We start from the raw sequence: 16,619 nt of genomic DNA, 5'->3' as shown, positions 1-16,619 counted from the left end.
GATGCGCGTTTCGGGTGACGTCAGGTCCCCGCCCGCCCGTCGAACCTGGCGCCGGGGAAGGTGCGCCAGGGCCGATAGTCGAGCGGACCGAGGCCTCACGGCACCCGAATCGCGTGTGGAACATCCGGCCTGTTGCTCGGCTGACCGCCATCAGAAGACGCCCGGTATGACCTCCTCGCGAGCGGTGGCGTAGCCGTCCTCGTGCTCGTCGAGATAGGTCTGCCAGGCCGCCGCGTCCCAGATCTCCATCCTGGTGAACGCGCCGACGACCACGCACTCCTTGGTCAGCCCGGCATACCGGCGCAGTTCCGGTGCGATCAGGACGCGGCCCTGACCGTCCGGACGCTGCTCGTCCGTTCCTGCGAACAGATAACGCTGATAGGCGCGTACGGCGTCGTTGGTGAACGGCGCCTCGGCGACCTTCTTCGCCATCTGCTCGAACTCCGCCCGGGGGAACACGTACAGGCAGTGGTCCTGGCCCTTGGTGACCATGAGACCTCCCGCCAGTTCGTCCCGGAACTTCGCAGGCAGTGTCAGCCGGCCTTTGTCGTCGAGGCGCGGGTAGTGAGTGCCCAGGAACACGGCAACCACCTCCCTTGCCGGACGACGCGACCGGCAGTGGAGCCCCCGTCTGCCCCACCGGCCGCCACAGTACCCCACTTTTCACCACAGTCAACGTTGAAACAGGTGTCCGCACACCATGTCGCGACCTGTTTGCCCTGGTAGACGCCTTGTGATGGCGTGGGGGGACGGTGGGGGAGCTGGTGCGTCACCACCTTCGCGGGTGAGTGTTCAGCCCCGAATAAGCACTCGAACGGCCTAGAAAATTCGGCGAAAACAGCGCGTGACGGCGAGATGGTGGGGGAAGGTGGAAACTGGTGACGCGAACCCGATGTAGCCCGCAGGTGTAGGGCACTTAGCCGTGGTTTGACACACTGCGTGAAACGCTCACACGTCCGTGTTCCGGACACGGCTGCTGGAGGTTTAGTGACGCCGGGAAGCCCAAGCGCGAACAGTCACGCGCCGGTCGATCAGGTTCTGGGTGAGTTGCACGGCGCCGTCCAGCGGATCGCCGCGAACGTCGAGCGCGTGCTCGTCGGCAAACCCGACGTGGTCCGCCTCGCCCTCGTGACGCTGCTCGCCGAAGGGCACCTGCTGGTCGAGGACGTGCCGGGTGTCGGCAAGACCTCGCTGGCGAAAGCGCTTGCCCGCTCGATCGACTGCACCGTGAGCCGCGTGCAGTTCACGCCGGACCTGTTGCCGAGCGACATCACCGGCTCGTCGATCTACAACCGGCAGGAGAACGACTTCGAGTTCCGGCCAGGTCCGATCTTCGCGAACATCGTCGTCGGCGACGAGATCAACCGCGCCTCCCCCAAGACGCAGTCCGCGCTGCTGGAGTGCATGGAGGAGCACCAGGTCACGGTCGACGGCAACACGTACCCGCTGGGTTCGCCGTTCATGGTGATCGCGACGCAGAACCCGATCGAGATGGAGGGCACCTACGCCCTGCCGGAGGCGCAGCGCGACAGGTTCACCGCGCGCGTGTCGATCGGGTACCCGGACCCGCAGGCCGAGCTCGCAATGGTCGACGAGCACGCGGGCCACAACCCGCTCGACGACCTGCGGCCCGTCTCGGACGCCGCGCAGATCCTGCGGCTGGTCGAGGCCGTGCGCCGGGTGCACCTGACCCCCGAGGTCCGCAGGTACGCCGTCGAGCTGGTCTCGGCGACGCGCCGCCTGCCGGAGCTGCGGCTCGGTGCCTCCCCGCGGTCGACGCTGCACCTCGTCCGCGCCGCACGCGCCCAGGCCGCGCTGGCCGGCCGTGACTTCGTGGTGCCGGACGACATCCACGCGGTGGCGATCCCGGTGCTGGCCCACCGGCTGGTGCTCACGGCCGAGGCGCAGGCCGCTCGCCGGTCCCCCGCCGAGCTGATCAGGGCGCTGCTGCAGCGCGTGCCGGTGCCCACCGCGGCACTCGACCCGAGCGCGGCGTTCGTCCGCAGCATGAACAACAACAACGCAGGGACGCCACGCTGAGATGCGCACCGCACTCTCCGGTCTGACCACACGCGGAAGATGCTTGCTGGCCGCGGGGTTCGCAGCCGGAGTGTGCGCCGCGGTGCTGAACGAACGCGACCTGCTGCGGGTCGCCGCCTTCGTGATCGCGCTGCCCCTGCTGGCCGCGTGGCTCGCGACGAGGGCTCGGGTGGGGTTGCACGCCGCCCGGTTCCTCGCCCCGAGCCGGGTGCCGGTGGGTGCGGCGTCCGAGGTGAAGCTCGACCTGCGCAGCACCGGCCGGCTGCCCACGGGCGGGCTGATGCTGGAGGACACCGTGCCGTACGCCCTGGGCGCGCGGCCGCGGTTCCTCGTGGAGCGGTTGCCCCGCAACACGCCGACGTCGTTGCGCTACCCGCTCAAGCCGGTGATGCGCGGCATCCAGCAGGTCGGCCCGCTGATGGCGCGGATCACCGACCCGTTCGGCCTCGCCGAGTTCGACCGCGAGCTCGCGGGCCGTTCCCGGCTGGTCGTGGTGCCGCGGGTGGTGCGGCTGGCGGGTCTGCCCGGCGGGTCCGGCATGGGCGCGGGCGACGACGGCTCGGTGCGGCTGCGGGCCGGTCAGGGCGAGGACGACGCGGTCGTGCGGCCGTACCGCCAGGGCGACGACCTGCGGAAGGTCCACTGGCGGTCCACCGCCCGGCGCGACGAGCTGATGGTGCGCGTCGAGGAGCGGCCGTGGCGTGGCGGCACGACGGTGCTGCTGGACCACCGGGTGTACGCGCACCGCGGCAGCGGGCCCACGGCGTCACTGGAGTGGGCCATCTCGTTCGCGGCGTCCATCTGCCTGCACCTGCACCACTTCGGCCACCAGGTGCGCCTGGTCTCCGAGGACGGGCGGGTGCTCGCGGGCGGGTCGTCCGACGGCGGGCACAGCGACCACGTGGTGCTGGACGCGCTCGCGGCCCTGCAGGGCTCGCACCGCCGTGAGCTCAGCGGCGGCGTGGACCCCGGCGCGGGTCAGGAGGTCATCGCGGTGCTCGGCGGTCTCTCGCCGGCGTCGGCGGAGGAACTGGTCCGGTACCGGCCGCGCGGCACCCGCAGCCTCGCCGTGCTGCTGGACGTGAACGCGTGGTCGGGCGGTACCGACGCCGCCGCCCCGGATCCCGAGGACGCCCGGCGGTTGCTGAGCGGCGCGGGCTGGGGCGTGGCGATCGCGAAGCCGTCCGCCTCGATGCAGCAGGTGTGGCAGGAGCTGTGCGCCTCGGCCGGAACCCGGGGCCCGTCATTTCGCTCGGAGGTGGGCTGATGGGGTCCCGTTCCGCTACTTCGAAGGGCACCGAGCCCGAGTGGTTCACCTCGGCGACGCCGTGGATCGCGGCGCTGGCCGTGCTCTGCGCGTCCACCGCGCTGTCCGGCGTGATCGAGGGCGACCTGTGGCTGGTGCGCATCGGCGTGGTGATCGTCGCGATCACCGTGACCGGCGCGTTCCTGCGGGCGACCCGGCTGACCCCGCCGCTGGTCGCGATCGCCCAGGTCTTCGTGCTGTTGTGCCTGCTCACGGCCCTGCACACGCGGTCGGGCATCTTCCTGTTCCTGCCCGGTCCCGACGCGCTGAGCGAGCTCGGCGACGTGCTCGCGGACTCCGTGACGCAGGTGCAGACCGGGGTACCGCCGGTGCACGCGTCGCCGGCGATCCAGGCGCTGGTGGTGCTGGCGATCGGCCTCGTCGCGGTGCTGGTCGACACGCTGGCCGTGGCCGCGGCGGCTCCGGCCGCGTCCGGCCTGGTGCTGCTGTGCGTGTTCGCGGTGCCCGCGTCGCTGGCCGACGAGATGCTGCCGTTCTGGACGTTCGTCCTGGGCGCGGCGGCGTTCGCGATGCTGCTCGCGGTCGACGGCCAGCACCGGCACGAGGCGTGGCGCGGCAGGCTCGGTTCCGGGTCGGCCAGCGGGTCCGGCGGGTCCGCGACCTCGGTGGCGGCGATCGCGATGGTGATCGCGCTGGTCGTCGGCGCGGGCTTCACGCTCGTCGGCACCGTCGGCAGGCTGCCCGGCAGCGGTGGCGGTGGAGGTGGCAAGGGCGGCATCGGCCTGAGCGAGATGACGTCGTTGCGCGGCATGCTCAACCGCGGCCGCAGCGCCGAGGTGTTCTACGTGCGCGGCATGACCGACCCGATGTACATGCGGGCGTCCACGCTCGCCCAGTACGTGCCGAACAAGGGCTGGGAGCGCGGCACTCCTCCCGGCGGCCAGCCCGCGCGCGGTGAGCTTCCGCCGCAGCCGGGCGACCGCGGCGAGGGCAAGACCACCCGGATCAACATCGAGCCGCGCGACTGGCGGAGCTTCTGGCTGCCGACCTACGGCGCCGTCCGCCGCATCGACACCCCGGACGACGACTACCAGTTCGACCCGAAGAAGGGCGTGATCTACACCCAGCGGGAGCGCGAGCCGGAGGCGTACGAGATCGACACGGTGATGACCACCCCGTCGAAGCAGGCGCTGCGGCTGGCACCCACCCAGGCGAACGCGGTCGATCGCGAGTACTACAAGTTCGACGGGGTCGAGCAGCCGATCGTGGACCTGGCCAAGAAGGCCGTCGAGGGCGCCACGAACGACTTCGACAAGGCGGCCGCGCTCACGGCCTTCTTCAACGGCCCCACCAGCGGGTTCACCTACGACCTCAAGACCGGCGGCGACGTCACCACGGACGCGCTGACCGACTTCGTGCTGCGGGGCAAGGTCGGCTACTGCGAGCAGTTCGCGTCCGCGATGGCCGTGATGGCCCGCGTGGTGGGCCTGCCGTCGCGGGTGGCGATCGGCTTCACCGCCGGCGTCCCGTCCGGGGACGGCTCCTACCGCGTGATCAGCACCGAGGACGCCCACGCGTGGGTCGAGATCTTCTTCCCGAACTACGGCTGGATGACGTTCGACCCGACCCCGGTCAACGACGGCCGCGGGATCGTGCCGCCGTACCTGCGCGAGACCGCGCCGGGCCAGGAGGAGGTGCCGACCGCGAACACGCAGACCGAGTCGACCTCCCCCTCCACGACCGGGTCGGCCCAGGCCTCCACGTCGGCTGACGGCACGGACGGCGACCAGGGGCTGCCGGCGGCGAGCTCCGAGGGACCGCCGTCGTGGCACCTGTGGGCGCTGGGCATCGTGCTGGTGCTGGCCGCGCTGCTGTCGCTGCTGCTGGTGCTCGCGTTGCTCGGGGTGGTCAGCGCGGGCCTGCTGGGCGTGTCGTGGGCCCGCAAGCTGCTGATACCGGCCGCGGCCGGGCTGTGGCTGATGGGCGTGGGGCTCGCGGCGGCGTTGCTGTCGTGGTGGCTCGCGGCGCTGCTGGTGATCGCCGGGGTGGTGCTCACGCCGATGCTGATCCGGGGCGTGCGGCGGCGGAACAACCTGCACGCGGTCATGGCGCTCGGTCCCGGCGCGGCCTCGGCCGCCTGGAAGGAGCTCATGGCGGAGTCGATCGACCGCGGTGCGCCCGTGCCGGCCGCCGAGACGATCCGGATCGCCGCCCGCCGGTTGGCGCGCGAGCACAACCTGGACGACGCGGGCAAGGACGGCCTGCGGACGGTGATCGGCGCGATCGAGCGGTCCTGGTACAGCCCGAACCCGGCCGCTGACCCGTCGCTGCCCGGCGCGGTGGCCGCGGTGCGGCAGTCGTTGCGGCAGAACGCGCCGCTGTCGTTGAAGGCGAAGCTGTTCCCCAAGTCGGTGGTCAAGCCGTCGCCCGCGCCGGCGGCGGCCACGCCCGAGCGGGAGCCCGTCGGGGTGTAGGTGCGAGACAGAGCGAAGGGCCCGCTCCCATCCGGGAGGCGGGCCCTTTCGCTTCGAAGCTCTGGTCGGGTTACTGCTCTTCGTCGAAGCGACGGCGGAAGCGCTCTTCCATCCGTTCGGAGAACGAGCTGCGGCTGCGCGCTGGCTTGCCGTCCTCCTGCGCTCCCTCGGCGACCTGGTCACCGCGACGCAGCGTCGTCAGGGTGATGAGGGCACCGAAGAACATGAGCAGGAAGCCGAAGACACTCACCACGGGGATGCTGGCGATCGAGAGCTGCGGGAGCATCACGCCGGTGATGAGCGCGGCCACGCCGACCACGAACAACACGATGCCCTGCACGCGGCGTCGCTTGGACGGCCGCCGCAACTTGGCGCCCCGTACGGTAGATGCGAACTTCGGGTCCTCGGCGTAGAGCGCGCGCTCGATCTGGTCGAGCAGTCGCTGCTCGTGCTCGGAGAGTGGCATCGTTCCTCCTCCGGCACAGCGGTCGCGGGCGCCGGGTGTTTTCGGTTTCCGCCGAACCCGGCGGACGACCCACCCTGGGGACGTCACCTTCCAGGATACGATCCACACGCCCCGGCGACTAGCCAGTCGGCCTTCTCATACGGTCTGTTCTGTCACCATCATCCTCCTGGGGCAGTGGTGAGGCCTTCGTGAGGCTCGTTCCAGCCCCTTGTGGCCTTCCGTTCACACCTCGTTCGGCCGTGCGCCCCGTCCGCGACAGCCCCGCTTGCTCGGATCAGCCGCATGACCGAACTCATCGTCAACGGCGCCGCCGAGCAGGGCCTGAGCGGCTGGCGCGTCGTCGCGGGCGCCCCCGTCGTGCTGCGGTACGACACGGGCCAGGGGTATCCGGGGCCCGGTGATCCCGGCCCGGCGCAGCGCGGCTCGTCGTTCTTCGGCGGCGGCGACACGCCCCTGAGCACGCTGCGACAGAGCGTGACCCTGCCGCGCCGATCGTCTCAGTTCGCGGTGTCGGCGTGGCTCGGCGGCTACGCCTCGCAACAGGACGGCGCCCGGCTGTCGGTGGAGTTCCTCGACGCCGGCGGCACCCCGCGCGGCCTGGTGGTGCTCGGCCCGGTGACCGCGGAGGAGCGCTCCGGCCGCACCGGCCTGCTCGAACGGTCGGCACGAGGCACCGTGCCGCCGGGCAGCCGCACCGCCGTGGTGACGCTGCAGATGACCCGATCCGTTGGTGGTACGTCGAACGACGGCTACGCGGACAACATCTCGTTCACGGTCGGAGGCCGCTGATGCTGAACCGACGTGATCTCCTGCGCGCCGCGGCCGCCGCCGGCGCTCTCGGCACCGTGTGGCCGCTGTCGGCAGGCCTGTCCCCCGCCGAGGCCCACGCGGCCGCCCTCGACCTCGGCGCGTCGTGGGACCCCGCGCCGTTCACGCTGGGCGTCGGCTCCGGGGACCCGTTGCCGGACAGCGTGGTCCTGTGGACGCGCCTGGCCCCCGAGCCGCTCGCGTTCGAGCAGCCGCTGCCCGAGATCGTCGAGGTCGAGTGGACGATCGCACTGGACCGCACGATGCGCTCGCGCGTGGCGAGCGGAAGCGTCGCTGCCTCGAACCTGTTGGGGCACAGCGTCCACGTGCCCGTGCAGGACCTCCGGCCCGGCCGCACCTACTTCTACCAGTTCTCGGCTCTGGGCAAGCGTTCTCGCGTGGGCCGCACCCGCACGGCCCCTGTCGGCCCGGTGTCCCGCGTCAGGTTCGCGACGGCGAACTGCCAGGCGTTCCACGACGGCTTCTACGCCGCACACCGCGGCATCGCCGCCGAGAACCTGGATTTCGTCGTGCACCTCGGCGACTACATCTACGAGCACGGCCAGGTCGGCGGCGCACACGTGCGTGACCACGAGGGCCCCGCCGTGCTGTCCCTTGCGGACTACCGGCGCCGCCACGCCTTGTACAAGGGCGACCCGTCACTGCGCGACGCCCACGCGGCCCACCCCTTCTACCTCACCTGGGACGACCACGAGGTCGTCAACGACTACAGCGGCACCGAGGGCGCGGCACCGTTCGTGAAACGCCGAGCCGCCGCCTACCAGGCCTGGTACGAACACCTGCCGATCCGCTCCGGGAGCGCTCTCGAACCGCAGATCCACCGCCGCCGCCAGTGGGGCTCCCTGGTCGACCTGACCGTCCTCGACCTGCGCCAGTACCGCTCCGCGCAGAACCTGCCCGGCGGCACGATCCTGGGCGCGGAACAGAAGAAGTGGCTGCTGGACGGCATCTCCGGCGCCCGCGAGGCGTGGCAGGTGTGGATCAACTCGATCATGCTGTCCCAGCTCGCCCGCACCGGCGGCGGCTACTACTTCACCGACCAGTGGGACGGCTTCCTGGCCGAACGCCGCGAGGTGCTCGGCCACGTCGCCGCCGAGGGCATGAAGGACCTCGTCGTGCTGACCGGCGACTGGCACTCGGCGTTCGTGGACGACATCCGGCCGGACTTCGACGACGTCTCGTCGCCGGTCATCGGCACGGAGTTCACCGCGCACTCGGTCACGTCGGGCGCGTACTCGCCGGAGTGGAACGCGGTGAACGGCCCGGTGATGGGAGCGGCGAACCCGCACCTGAAGTACTTCGAGGGCAACAGGTACGGGTATGACGTGTACGAGGTGACGCCCGAGCGGTTCACCACGCACATGAGGGTGATCGGGGACCGGCGGGACGCCTCGTCGCCGGTGTCGACGCTGACCACGTTCCACGTCGATCGGGGGAAGGCGGGGAGCTACGAGGACCCGGCCACCGTTGGGTCGCCTGCGCAGTACCGGCGTCCCTGAACTTGTCGGACCTGGTGAGTACGCTCGGATTCGGGGGGCCTTGGGGCCTGTGGGCCGGAGGGTGGATCCCCCGAATCCGATGCTACTCAGCGGGTCTGACAGTTTTGGCCGGTCGGTGTCGGCCGGTCGGTGTCGGCCGGTCGGTGTCGGCCGGTCGGTGTCGGCCGGTCGGTGGTCAGCTTGGCTGGTCGGTTCCAGCAGTCTGATTTGGCCGCTCGTCTCGGCCCTGCGGTTCGGCCGCACCTCTCGGGCTGCCAGTTCCAGCCATCGGTCGGGCCGCACAGCTCTTGGTGGTCAGTTGCGGCCGTCGGCTCGGGCCGCTCGGTTCGGCCGTCAGTTCTGACCGTCAGTTCTGACCGTCAGTTCTGACCGGCAGGTCTGACCGGCAGGCTGGTCGTCGGTGCCAGCCGGTCAGTCGTGCCGCCGTGACGGCCGGACCTGGCCGTCAGTTCTGACATTCAGGTCCGGCCGTTACTTCCAGCCGGTCAGCTCGCGATCTTGTAGGCGCTGATGATCGTGACCTCGCCGGTGTTGCCCGCCGCGTCCGTCGTCTTCGCGCGCAGCGAAGCGGACTTCGCGCCCTTCGGGTGGTGCAGGACCACCTTGTCACCGGCGACCTGCGCCTGCTTCCAGGTCCTGCCGTCGTCGTAGGACACCTCGACGGTGAGGCGCTTGACCTTCGGCGTGTTCTGGGCCTGCTCGACCTTCAGCGGGACCAGTTGCACCCGGCCGTGCGCGGTGTCCTGCGCGTCGAGCTTCGGCAGGAAGCGGACCACCGTGAGCGGGAGGTGCGTGATCTCGTTGCTGTGCTTGGACTTGAAGGTCCAGGCGCCGCTCACCTTCTTCGACAGCTCCGCGTCGCGGCTGTGCTCCATCTCCGCCCGGTAGGTGCCTTCCTCTGCCGGGACGTCGAAGACCGCGGCGGGACGGTTCGACTCGCCGAGCTTGGTGCCGTTGTGGGACAACGAGGTCTTCGCCGTTCCGGTGCTGACCCTGCCCTCGCCGCCGTTGCTGTCGGTGAAGAGCGGCACCCTGACGGCGATCTGGTCCTCGAGCCTCGCCAGGCCGAAACCGGGCGCCGACGGGACGGACGGGCCGAGGATCGCGGCGCCGAACGTCTGCGAGTACTTCTTGCCGCCCTTGAAGGAACGTGCGGGCGTCTCGGTCGTGTACTCGTTGTTGTTGTCCGGGCCGACTCGGTCGTAGACCCAGCTCCACTGGCCGGTGGCGGTCGAGACGTGGTCGACCGCGCGGCCGCCTTCCGGCACCTGCGTGAACCAGCCGAAGCCGCCGCTGCCGTCGACCGGGTGCGGCAGCACGGCGATGCCGTGCTGGCGGCCCTCACCGGCGTTGCGGAAGCTCGTCGTCATCTCGGCGAGCTCGTTCGCCTTGGCGGTGCGCTCGTAGCCGGTCGGCATGCCCTTCTCGGTGTACATCAGGCGGTAGCTGACCGGGGTCTTCTCGTCGCGTGCCGTGCCCTGGAACTGCTCGGCGATCGTCGTGGAGAAGCCCGGTGCGTCCGGTCCGATCTGGGCCGTGGACACCTGGCCCGCCAAGCCGTCGAAGAACGCCCAGCCGTGCCCGGTCGTCCTTCCCGCGATCGGGATGGAGTAGCTGACGGTGCCGATCATGCTCTTGGCCGCGGCGTCCGGGGTCTTGAGCGCGACCGGCTTGGCGTTGCGCGCGTCGATCGTGATCGAACCCTTGCCGGTCACCTGGAACTTCGGCTGCACCTGGAACGCGACCTTGAAGTCCGGGCTGATGACGCCGCTGTCCACGAGGTACTCGCCCTTGGGCAGGCGGACGTTCTTGGCCAGGCCCGAATACGACCTGCCGGTCGTGGTGTTGACGAAGACCGTGCTGTGGGACTCGGCCGGGTTGCCGTCGGCGCCGAGCACCGTGACGGCGGTGTCGTAGCTCTCGACCTCGCGGTTGACGCTGACGAGCGTGCGCAGGCCGTTCGACGCGACGATCGCACCGCTGTAGGCGCCGTCCGGCGCGTTCACCTTGGTGTCAGCGGTGACCGTGGCCTTCGCCTCGCCGCCGGCGGGGACGGTGATCTTCGCCGGGGACACGGTGAACAGACCGGCGGGCGAGGGCTTGCCGTCCGGTCCCTTGACGTCCGCGCTCAGGTCCAGCGTGACCGGTTCCTTGCCGGGGTTGCGGTAGGTGACCTCGCGAACGATCTTCTGGTCGTCGTCGTGCGGCCACTGCTGCAGTCCGAAGTTGATGTTCGCCGGGTCTGCGATCACCTGCTGCGCCAGCATCTTCGGCACGTCGACCCGCCCTGCGCCCTGGTCGAACGCCGTCAGGGCCGGGTTCGCCGTGGCCGACGCCATGACGGTCGCCTTGAGCCGGGTACCGGTCCAGTCCGGGTGCTGCTGCTTGAGCAACGCGACAACGCCCGCGACGTGCGGCGTCGCCATCGACGTGCCGTCCATCGCGACGTGGCCCTGAGTGCCGGCCTCGGCCGCCACGATGCCGACGCCGGGTGCGGTCACGTCCGGCTTCACCGCGCCGTCCGCGGCCGGGCCGCGGCTGGAGAACGGCGCGATGCCGTCGTTGCGGTCCACCGCCCCGACGGTCAGCGCGGACTCGGCGCTACCGGGTGAGCCGATCGTCTCCGGCCGCCCGGAGTTGCCCGCCGCGATCACGAACAGCGCGCCGGTCTCCTGGGAGATCCGGTTGACGGCCTCCTCGAGCGGGTCGATCTCCGGCGTGTCACCGCCGCCCAGGCTCATGTTGATGACGCTCGCGCCCTGTTCGGCCGCCCACTGCATGCCGCCGAGGATCGCCGACTCGCTGCAGCCACCCGGCTGGCAGACCTTGCCGTCGAGGATCTCGGCGTCCGGAGCGACACCGCGGTACTGCTCCCCCTTGCTGGCGATGGTCGACGCGACGTGCGTGCCGTGCCCGACCTCGTCGGTGTTGTCGGGTGACTCGGTGAAGTTCTTCTCGGCGATCTGCCTGCCCTGCAGATCCGGGTGCTTCTCGTCGACGCCCGTGTCGAGCACCGCGACCTTCACGCCCTTGCCCGTGACACCCGCCTGCCACGCTTGCGGAGCGCCGATCTGCTTGGTGCTCCGGTCGAGCGACACCTTGCGAAGGCCGTCGAGCCACACCTTCTCCACCGCACCGCCGCGCAGCGACTCCCAGGCGCTGCCCGACTTCTCGACCGTGCCGGTCACCAGGTCGTCGACCGACCCCTTCGCCGCCAGCGCCGTGATGCCCGATCGCGCGCCCGCCGCCGGCCGCACGATCACAGGAACGGTGCTGCGCCGCGAATCGTCGTAGCCGAACTCGGCCAGCGACGTCACGTCGAACAACCGCGGGTCGAGCTTTCCTCCGTCCACCAACGCGATCGCGTCAGCGGGCACCACGTGCTGATGCCCGTCCCGCGTGAAGGTGCGCACCGGGATCCCTCCACGCCCCGGCCCCGGCACGACCCGCACGACGCGGTTGCCGGCCAGCTCCACCCGGTCACCGGTGATCAGCGTGACGCTCCGCTCCCCCTGCCCTGTTGCGTGCTCCTCGGCATGCGCGGCAGCCGTTGTCACCGTGATCGTTCCCGTGGTGACGAGACCTGCCGACAGCGCGAGCGCGGTGATCCCCCGACGGGCACCTCGCTGTCCTGCTCTCACTGGTTACCTCCAGTGCTCGATGAGGTGTTGCGCCAGTGACCGTAGGGACACCGAGCGTCACCTCACCTCCGCCTGAAGGCCGGAGCTGCACAGGCGGATGTCATCCCGCAGAGGTACCCGCACTGGCCGATCGGCTGGTTGACACACCCCGGCCGGGTCGGGCCGGCCGTCTTTCGGGATTGAGTCGGGACCGGGTTCTCGTGCACACTTCGTGCTGCCGTCATCTGGGGGCGGCGCTGGGGGAAGGTCGCTCTGCTCATGCGTGTTTCGTTGCGTGCTGCCATTTCGGTGACGATGCTCGTCGGTTTCTACGCCTTGGCCTTCGGGTTGATCGGTGGCCTGCTCGCGCTGGAGACCTACGCCCTCGTCGAGCGCCCGTTCGTCGGCGTGAAGCTGGCCCTGTTCGTCGCGCCGGTGGTGTACGCGCTGGTCAAGGGCCTGATCTCGCTGGAACGCCGCACGCGCGACGAGGTGCCGGGCACCCTCGTCACGCCCGAGCAGCAGCCCGCGCTCTGGGACCTCGTCCGCCGCCTGGCGGCCGACGTCGGCACCCGCCCGCCGGACGAGATCCGGATCCTCGCCGCGGTGAACGCCGGAGTCGCCGAGGACACCCGCTTGCTGGGGCTGCGCGTCCTCAAGCGCAGGATGTTCATCGGCGCACCTCTTCTCACCTCCTTGACCGAGAAGCAACTCATCGCCGTGCTCGCCCACGAGCTCGGGCACTACGCCAACAAGGACACGCGCCTCGCCGGCGTCGTGGTCTCCGGCCGTGACGCCGTGCTGCGCGCCGGTTCCCACATGAACGCCGAGCACTGGTTCCAGCGCATGATCGCCAAGCTGTTCCGCGGTTACGCCAAGCTGTACCTCCGTGTCTCCCAGGCGATCAGCCGTCGCCAGGAGTTCGCCGCCGACCGCGTCGCCGCCACGCTGGCGGGCTCGTCCGCCGCCGCGTCCGCCTGGCGCGAGCTGCCGGTGATCGACGCCGCGTGGGACCTCTTCACCAACCGCCACCTGACCGTCGCGTGGGAGCTCGGCTACCTCCCCACGACGTTCTTCGACGGATTCGCCCGCCTGCGCACCTCCCCCGAACTCCACGAGGAGCTGGAGGAGATCCGCCAGAACCCGCACGACCCGGACCGCGGCCCGTACGACTCCCACCCACCGCTGCAGGACCGCATCGCCGCGATCGAGGCCATGGCCCTCGAACCGGAGTCGGGCTGGGGCGACCGCCCGGCACTGGAACTGCTCGCCGACCCGATGCCGCTGCTCGACGCCGCCGTGCTCAACACGCTCGTCTCCGACGCCGCCTCTAAGGAACGCGTCGACTGGGCCACGCTCAGCCACATCGGCGCCCGAGCCCGCGTCGTGCGCGGCACCGAACGGCTGCTGCAGGCATCCGCGGCGGTGATGAACCAACCGCCGTCACTGACCACCGTGCTCGACGCGCTGGACGCGGGACACCTGGCGGGCCTCGCCTCTCACCTGCCCGGCAACAGGAACGCCGGTGCCCGGGCCCGCCGCGAGATGGCTCGCGGCGAGGTGCTGCCCGAGCTGTCCGGCTTGGTGGCACTGGCGTTCTCCGACGCGGGCCTCGCCCACTGGGAACTGGACTGGCTGGGACGAACCACGTTCGTCACCTCCTCTCACGACTTCGACATGGCCGAACACCTCGAGGCCGCGGTCGCCGACCACGGCAGGACCGAAGGACTCCGCGCCGCGCTCGCCACCGCCGGTGTGGCCCCTGACTACCGCCCCGCGCGCTGAGCGTTCAGGAGGAACCCCGTGGTGCTCTCACTTCTGTTCAAGCCCAAGCAACTCATCACCGTCGTCCGCCTGATGCGCGAGGCGAAGCGGCTGGGCGTGGAGATCGACGACCTCCCTTCCGACGTGGTGGCGTCGTACGTGCTGCCGAAGACCCACCCGGAGCGCTACGGCCTCGTGCCCGACGCCGAGGTGACCACCACCTCGCCGATCGAGGACCTGGCCCTCGCCGCCGTGAAGGACGACGTCCGAGCCGGCAACTGGGAGAACGCGGCCGACCTCGTCACGTCGACCCACGGCGACTGGGACCGCCGCCAGCGCGTCGTCTGGGCCCTGGCCGACCTCGCCGCCAAGGACGACGCCTGGATGGACGCCTGGCAGACCGCCCGCCCAGGCGACCCGCACTGGATCGTCGTGCACGCGATGGCGCTGGTCGCCCTCGCCTGGGACATCCGCGGCAGCGCCACCGCGTCCCAGACCACCCGCGAACAGTTCGAGGGCTTCCACCGCGTCCTGTTCGAGGCTCGCGAGGCAGCGGGCATCGCCGCCGCCGTGCTGCCGGACGACCCGACGCCGTGGACCACGATGCTGACCCTCGCCCGCGGCCTGCAGGTAGAGCACGACGAGTTCCGCGCGATCTGGGCGGAACTGATGTCGCGCGATCCCCTGCACCACAACGGACACACGCAGGCACTGCAGTACTGGTGCCGCAAGTGGCACGGGTCGGACGAGATGGCTTTGGCGTTCGCGGTCGAAGCCGCTGCCAAGTCGCCCAAGTTGCTGGCCCTGCCGTTGCGGGCTGCCTACGAGGCTGAAGCAACCTCGCCTGACGTGTGGAAGTCGCCCGCCGTTGTCGGGGCCCTGGACGCGCTGCTGGATCGGCTGGCGGACGAGGGTGCCGACACCTGTGCGCTTCGGGACGACCGCGGGTATGCGATCTACGCTTTGCTTGAGCTGCAACGGTTCGAGGAGGCTGTGGGGCAGTTCCGGGCTTTGGGGGCGTTGGCGGACGCGGGGCCCTGGAACTACTTCGAGGAGCCTCGGCTGAAGTTCTTGAGCCTGCGGGGAATCGCGGTCAAGGCTGCGGCCAAGGGCAGAGGGGTCAAGGCTCCGGTTCGGTAGTGGCTCCTTTCGGTGTGGTGGCTGGATTTGGGTGCCGCACCCGGTGGGGGTGTGGTGCGGGTGCCAGGTGCGCGTGGGATGTGGTGCGGGGCCCGGTGCGCGTGGGTGCGGTGCCACCGGGCGCGGTGGGGCTGCGGTGCCGGGTGCCGGGTGGGATGCGGGTGCAGCACCAGGTGAGGTTGCAGCGGTGAGGTTGCAGCGCCAGGTGGGTTGCAGCGCCAGGTGGGTTGCGGGTGCGGTGCCGGGTGCGGTGCGGGTGGGATACGGGTGCGGCGCCAGATGGGGTGCGGCGCCAGACGGCTTCGGGTGCGGCACGGCGCTGGGTTGGCTGGTGTCCGCTACGGGTGGGCGGGTCCAGGTTGGGGCGATAGTTGGTGGATGTGGGCGATGGGATGGGTGTTGGCACCGCTGCCGGACTCCTGTGCGGCGCTGCCGCAGGGCTGTGAGTTGCAGACCGAGGCCGTCCGCCCCCGCGGCTCGGCCCATGAGCCGTGGCGCTGCCGAACACCGTTGCGGGGCAAGGGTCTTGGACAGAGCTGGTGGTCTGGCTGCTGAACACGGTGCTGGGCGAGATTGTTGAGCGGAGCGGTTGGCCGGTTGCCGAACTGCCTTGCGGCAACACTGCGGGACCGGGCCGGGCGACGCTGCTGGAACGACGTCGCCGGCGCGGCTGTCTGGACGATGGGTCGGCGTGAGGCGAAGCCGCTGCGGGGCGGGCTCGCCCTGCGGAGAGCACGAGGCAGTGCGCGGCCGTGCCTGGATGCCTTGTGGGCCCGGTGGTCAGCCGACTGGTTGTGGGGTTCGGGCCTGTGGGACTGACGGTGGGCGGTGGTCCATCACGGCCAGTTCCAGCTGGCGGGCCGGGGAGTCGCCCAGGAGTTTGCGGGCCAGGGTGGTGCCCTTGCGCGGGGCCATGGCCAGTTCGGCTCTGAGGGCCTGGATGCCGACGTAGTGCGACACCTCGTCGAGGATGGCCTTGGTGTCCGGGATCGAGCGGGTTCGGCGGATCGCGTCCACCGCCGCGCGTTCCAACGGGGCCACGTGGAAGCCTCGGCGGAGGGCTGGTTTGGGCAGGCGGTCTGTCCGTTCCAGGCGCAGGGTGCCGTGGCCCCAGGCGCTGGAGTGGCGTGGGGCCAGGACGTGGATGGCGTCCGCCGTCGGCAGGACCGACCTCATGCCGTGCAGGTAGAGGGCGTCGAACGCGGTGAGCACCGCGCCCTCACCCGCGTAGAGCAGGGCCGCCTGCACCAGCTGTTCGCGGGAAGGGCCTGCTCTGGACAGCAGGAAGATGCCGGGGAACAGGCGCTGCCAGGGGCCGCCCGGGCGGGAGCGCTGGTCGATCAGGGACGACGACAGTCCGATGTGGATCAGGGCTGCCACTGGGGCCACTCGGTGGAGGAAGAGGGTGCCCAGTGCTTCCAGGTCGATGGGGTGGCGCATGGGTCAATGGTGGGGCTGGGGATGGCGGGGGATTTCGGGGGTGCGGGGATCTGTGGACAAGTCGGTGGCTGTGGACAAGTC

General features: G+C 70.7%; 11 protein-coding genes. 7 read left to right on the top strand and 4 right to left on the bottom strand.

Annotated elements, in window-relative coordinates; all coding sequences use genetic code 11:
* Positions 1–150 precede the first annotated feature (150 nt).
* Positions 151–582, bottom strand: coding sequence for a division/cell wall cluster transcriptional repressor MraZ (mraZ, locus tag ORI60_RS40745; RefSeq protein WP_030479478.1), 432 nt, complete (start codon positions 580–582; stop codon positions 151–153).
* A 405-nt stretch (positions 583–987) separates the two neighbouring features.
* Here mraZ and ORI60_RS40740 point away from each other — a divergent pair, with 405 nt between their 5' ends.
* The 3 genes from ORI60_RS40740 to ORI60_RS40730 are packed head-to-tail and all read left to right on the top strand — an operon-like array spanning position 988 to position 5,781.
* The gene (locus ORI60_RS40740; protein ID WP_416234578.1) at positions 988–2,040 is read left to right on the top strand and encodes an AAA family ATPase; all 1,053 of its coding nucleotides are present in this window, start codon (positions 988–990) and stop codon (positions 2,038–2,040) included.
* Between the two features lies 1 nt (position 2,041).
* Positions 2,042–3,307 carry a DUF58 domain-containing protein gene (locus ORI60_RS40735; protein ID WP_266043343.1) on the top strand — a complete coding sequence of 422 codons (1,266 nt, stop codon included), beginning with the start codon at positions 2,042–2,044 and terminating at the stop codon, positions 3,305–3,307.
* Entirely contained in the window at positions 3,307–5,781 is a 2,475-nt protein-coding gene (locus ORI60_RS40730) for a transglutaminase TgpA family protein (RefSeq protein WP_266043342.1), read from the top strand. The genes ORI60_RS40735 and ORI60_RS40730 overlap by 1 nt, the downstream gene beginning before the upstream one ends.
* 70 nt (positions 5,782–5,851) lie before the next feature.
* On the opposite strand, the gene ORI60_RS40725 is transcribed toward ORI60_RS40730, so the two are convergent.
* Positions 5,852–6,247, bottom strand: a complete 396-nt coding sequence (locus ORI60_RS40725; protein WP_090073948.1) for a DUF3040 domain-containing protein — start codon at positions 6,245–6,247, stop codon at positions 5,852–5,854.
* 282 nt (positions 6,248–6,529) lie between these two features.
* Between ORI60_RS40725 and ORI60_RS40720 the strand changes: the two genes are divergently transcribed.
* Together ORI60_RS40720 and ORI60_RS40715 are read left to right on the top strand one after the other, a co-directional pair.
* On the top strand, positions 6,530–7,036 hold the full coding sequence (locus ORI60_RS40720; RefSeq protein ID WP_266043341.1) for a hypothetical protein: 507 nt from the start codon (positions 6,530–6,532) through the stop codon (positions 7,034–7,036).
* Positions 7,036–8,574, top strand: a complete 1,539-nt coding sequence (locus ORI60_RS40715) for an alkaline phosphatase D family protein (RefSeq protein WP_266043340.1) — start codon at positions 7,036–7,038, stop codon at positions 8,572–8,574. The genes ORI60_RS40720 and ORI60_RS40715 overlap by 1 nt, the downstream gene beginning before the upstream one ends.
* Before the next feature lie 485 nt (positions 8,575–9,059).
* On the opposite strand, the gene ORI60_RS40710 is transcribed toward ORI60_RS40715, so the two are convergent.
* On the bottom strand, positions 9,060–12,215 hold the full coding sequence (locus tag ORI60_RS40710; RefSeq protein WP_266043339.1) for a S8 family serine peptidase: 3,156 nt from the start codon (positions 12,213–12,215) through the stop codon (positions 9,060–9,062).
* A gap of 258 nt (positions 12,216–12,473) precedes the next feature.
* On the opposite strand from ORI60_RS40710, the gene ORI60_RS40705 reads away from it, so the two are divergent.
* Together ORI60_RS40705 and ORI60_RS40700 are read left to right on the top strand one after the other, a co-directional pair.
* Positions 12,474–13,979, top strand: a complete 1,506-nt coding sequence (locus ORI60_RS40705; protein WP_266043338.1) for a M48 family metalloprotease — start codon at positions 12,474–12,476, stop codon at positions 13,977–13,979.
* Between the two features lie 18 nt (positions 13,980–13,997).
* Positions 13,998–15,098 carry a DUF4034 domain-containing protein gene (locus tag ORI60_RS40700; protein ID WP_266043337.1) on the top strand — a complete coding sequence of 367 codons (1,101 nt, stop codon included), beginning with the start codon at positions 13,998–14,000 and terminating at the stop codon, positions 15,096–15,098.
* A gap of 780 nt (positions 15,099–15,878) precedes the next feature.
* Here the strand turns inward: ORI60_RS40700 and ORI60_RS40695 are convergent.
* Positions 15,879–16,538 (bottom strand): hypothetical protein, encoded by a 660-nt coding sequence (locus tag ORI60_RS40695; protein ID WP_266043336.1) that lies wholly within the window; start codon positions 16,536–16,538, stop codon positions 15,879–15,881.
* Positions 16,539–16,619 lie beyond the last annotated feature (81 nt).

This window comes from Lentzea sp. NEAU-D7 (genome assembly GCF_026242055.1).
Taxonomy (GTDB): domain Bacteria; phylum Actinomycetota; class Actinomycetes; order Mycobacteriales; family Pseudonocardiaceae; genus Lentzea.
Note: the sequence above shows the minus strand (reverse complement) of the source record. Positions and strands in the feature narration are given on the sequence as shown.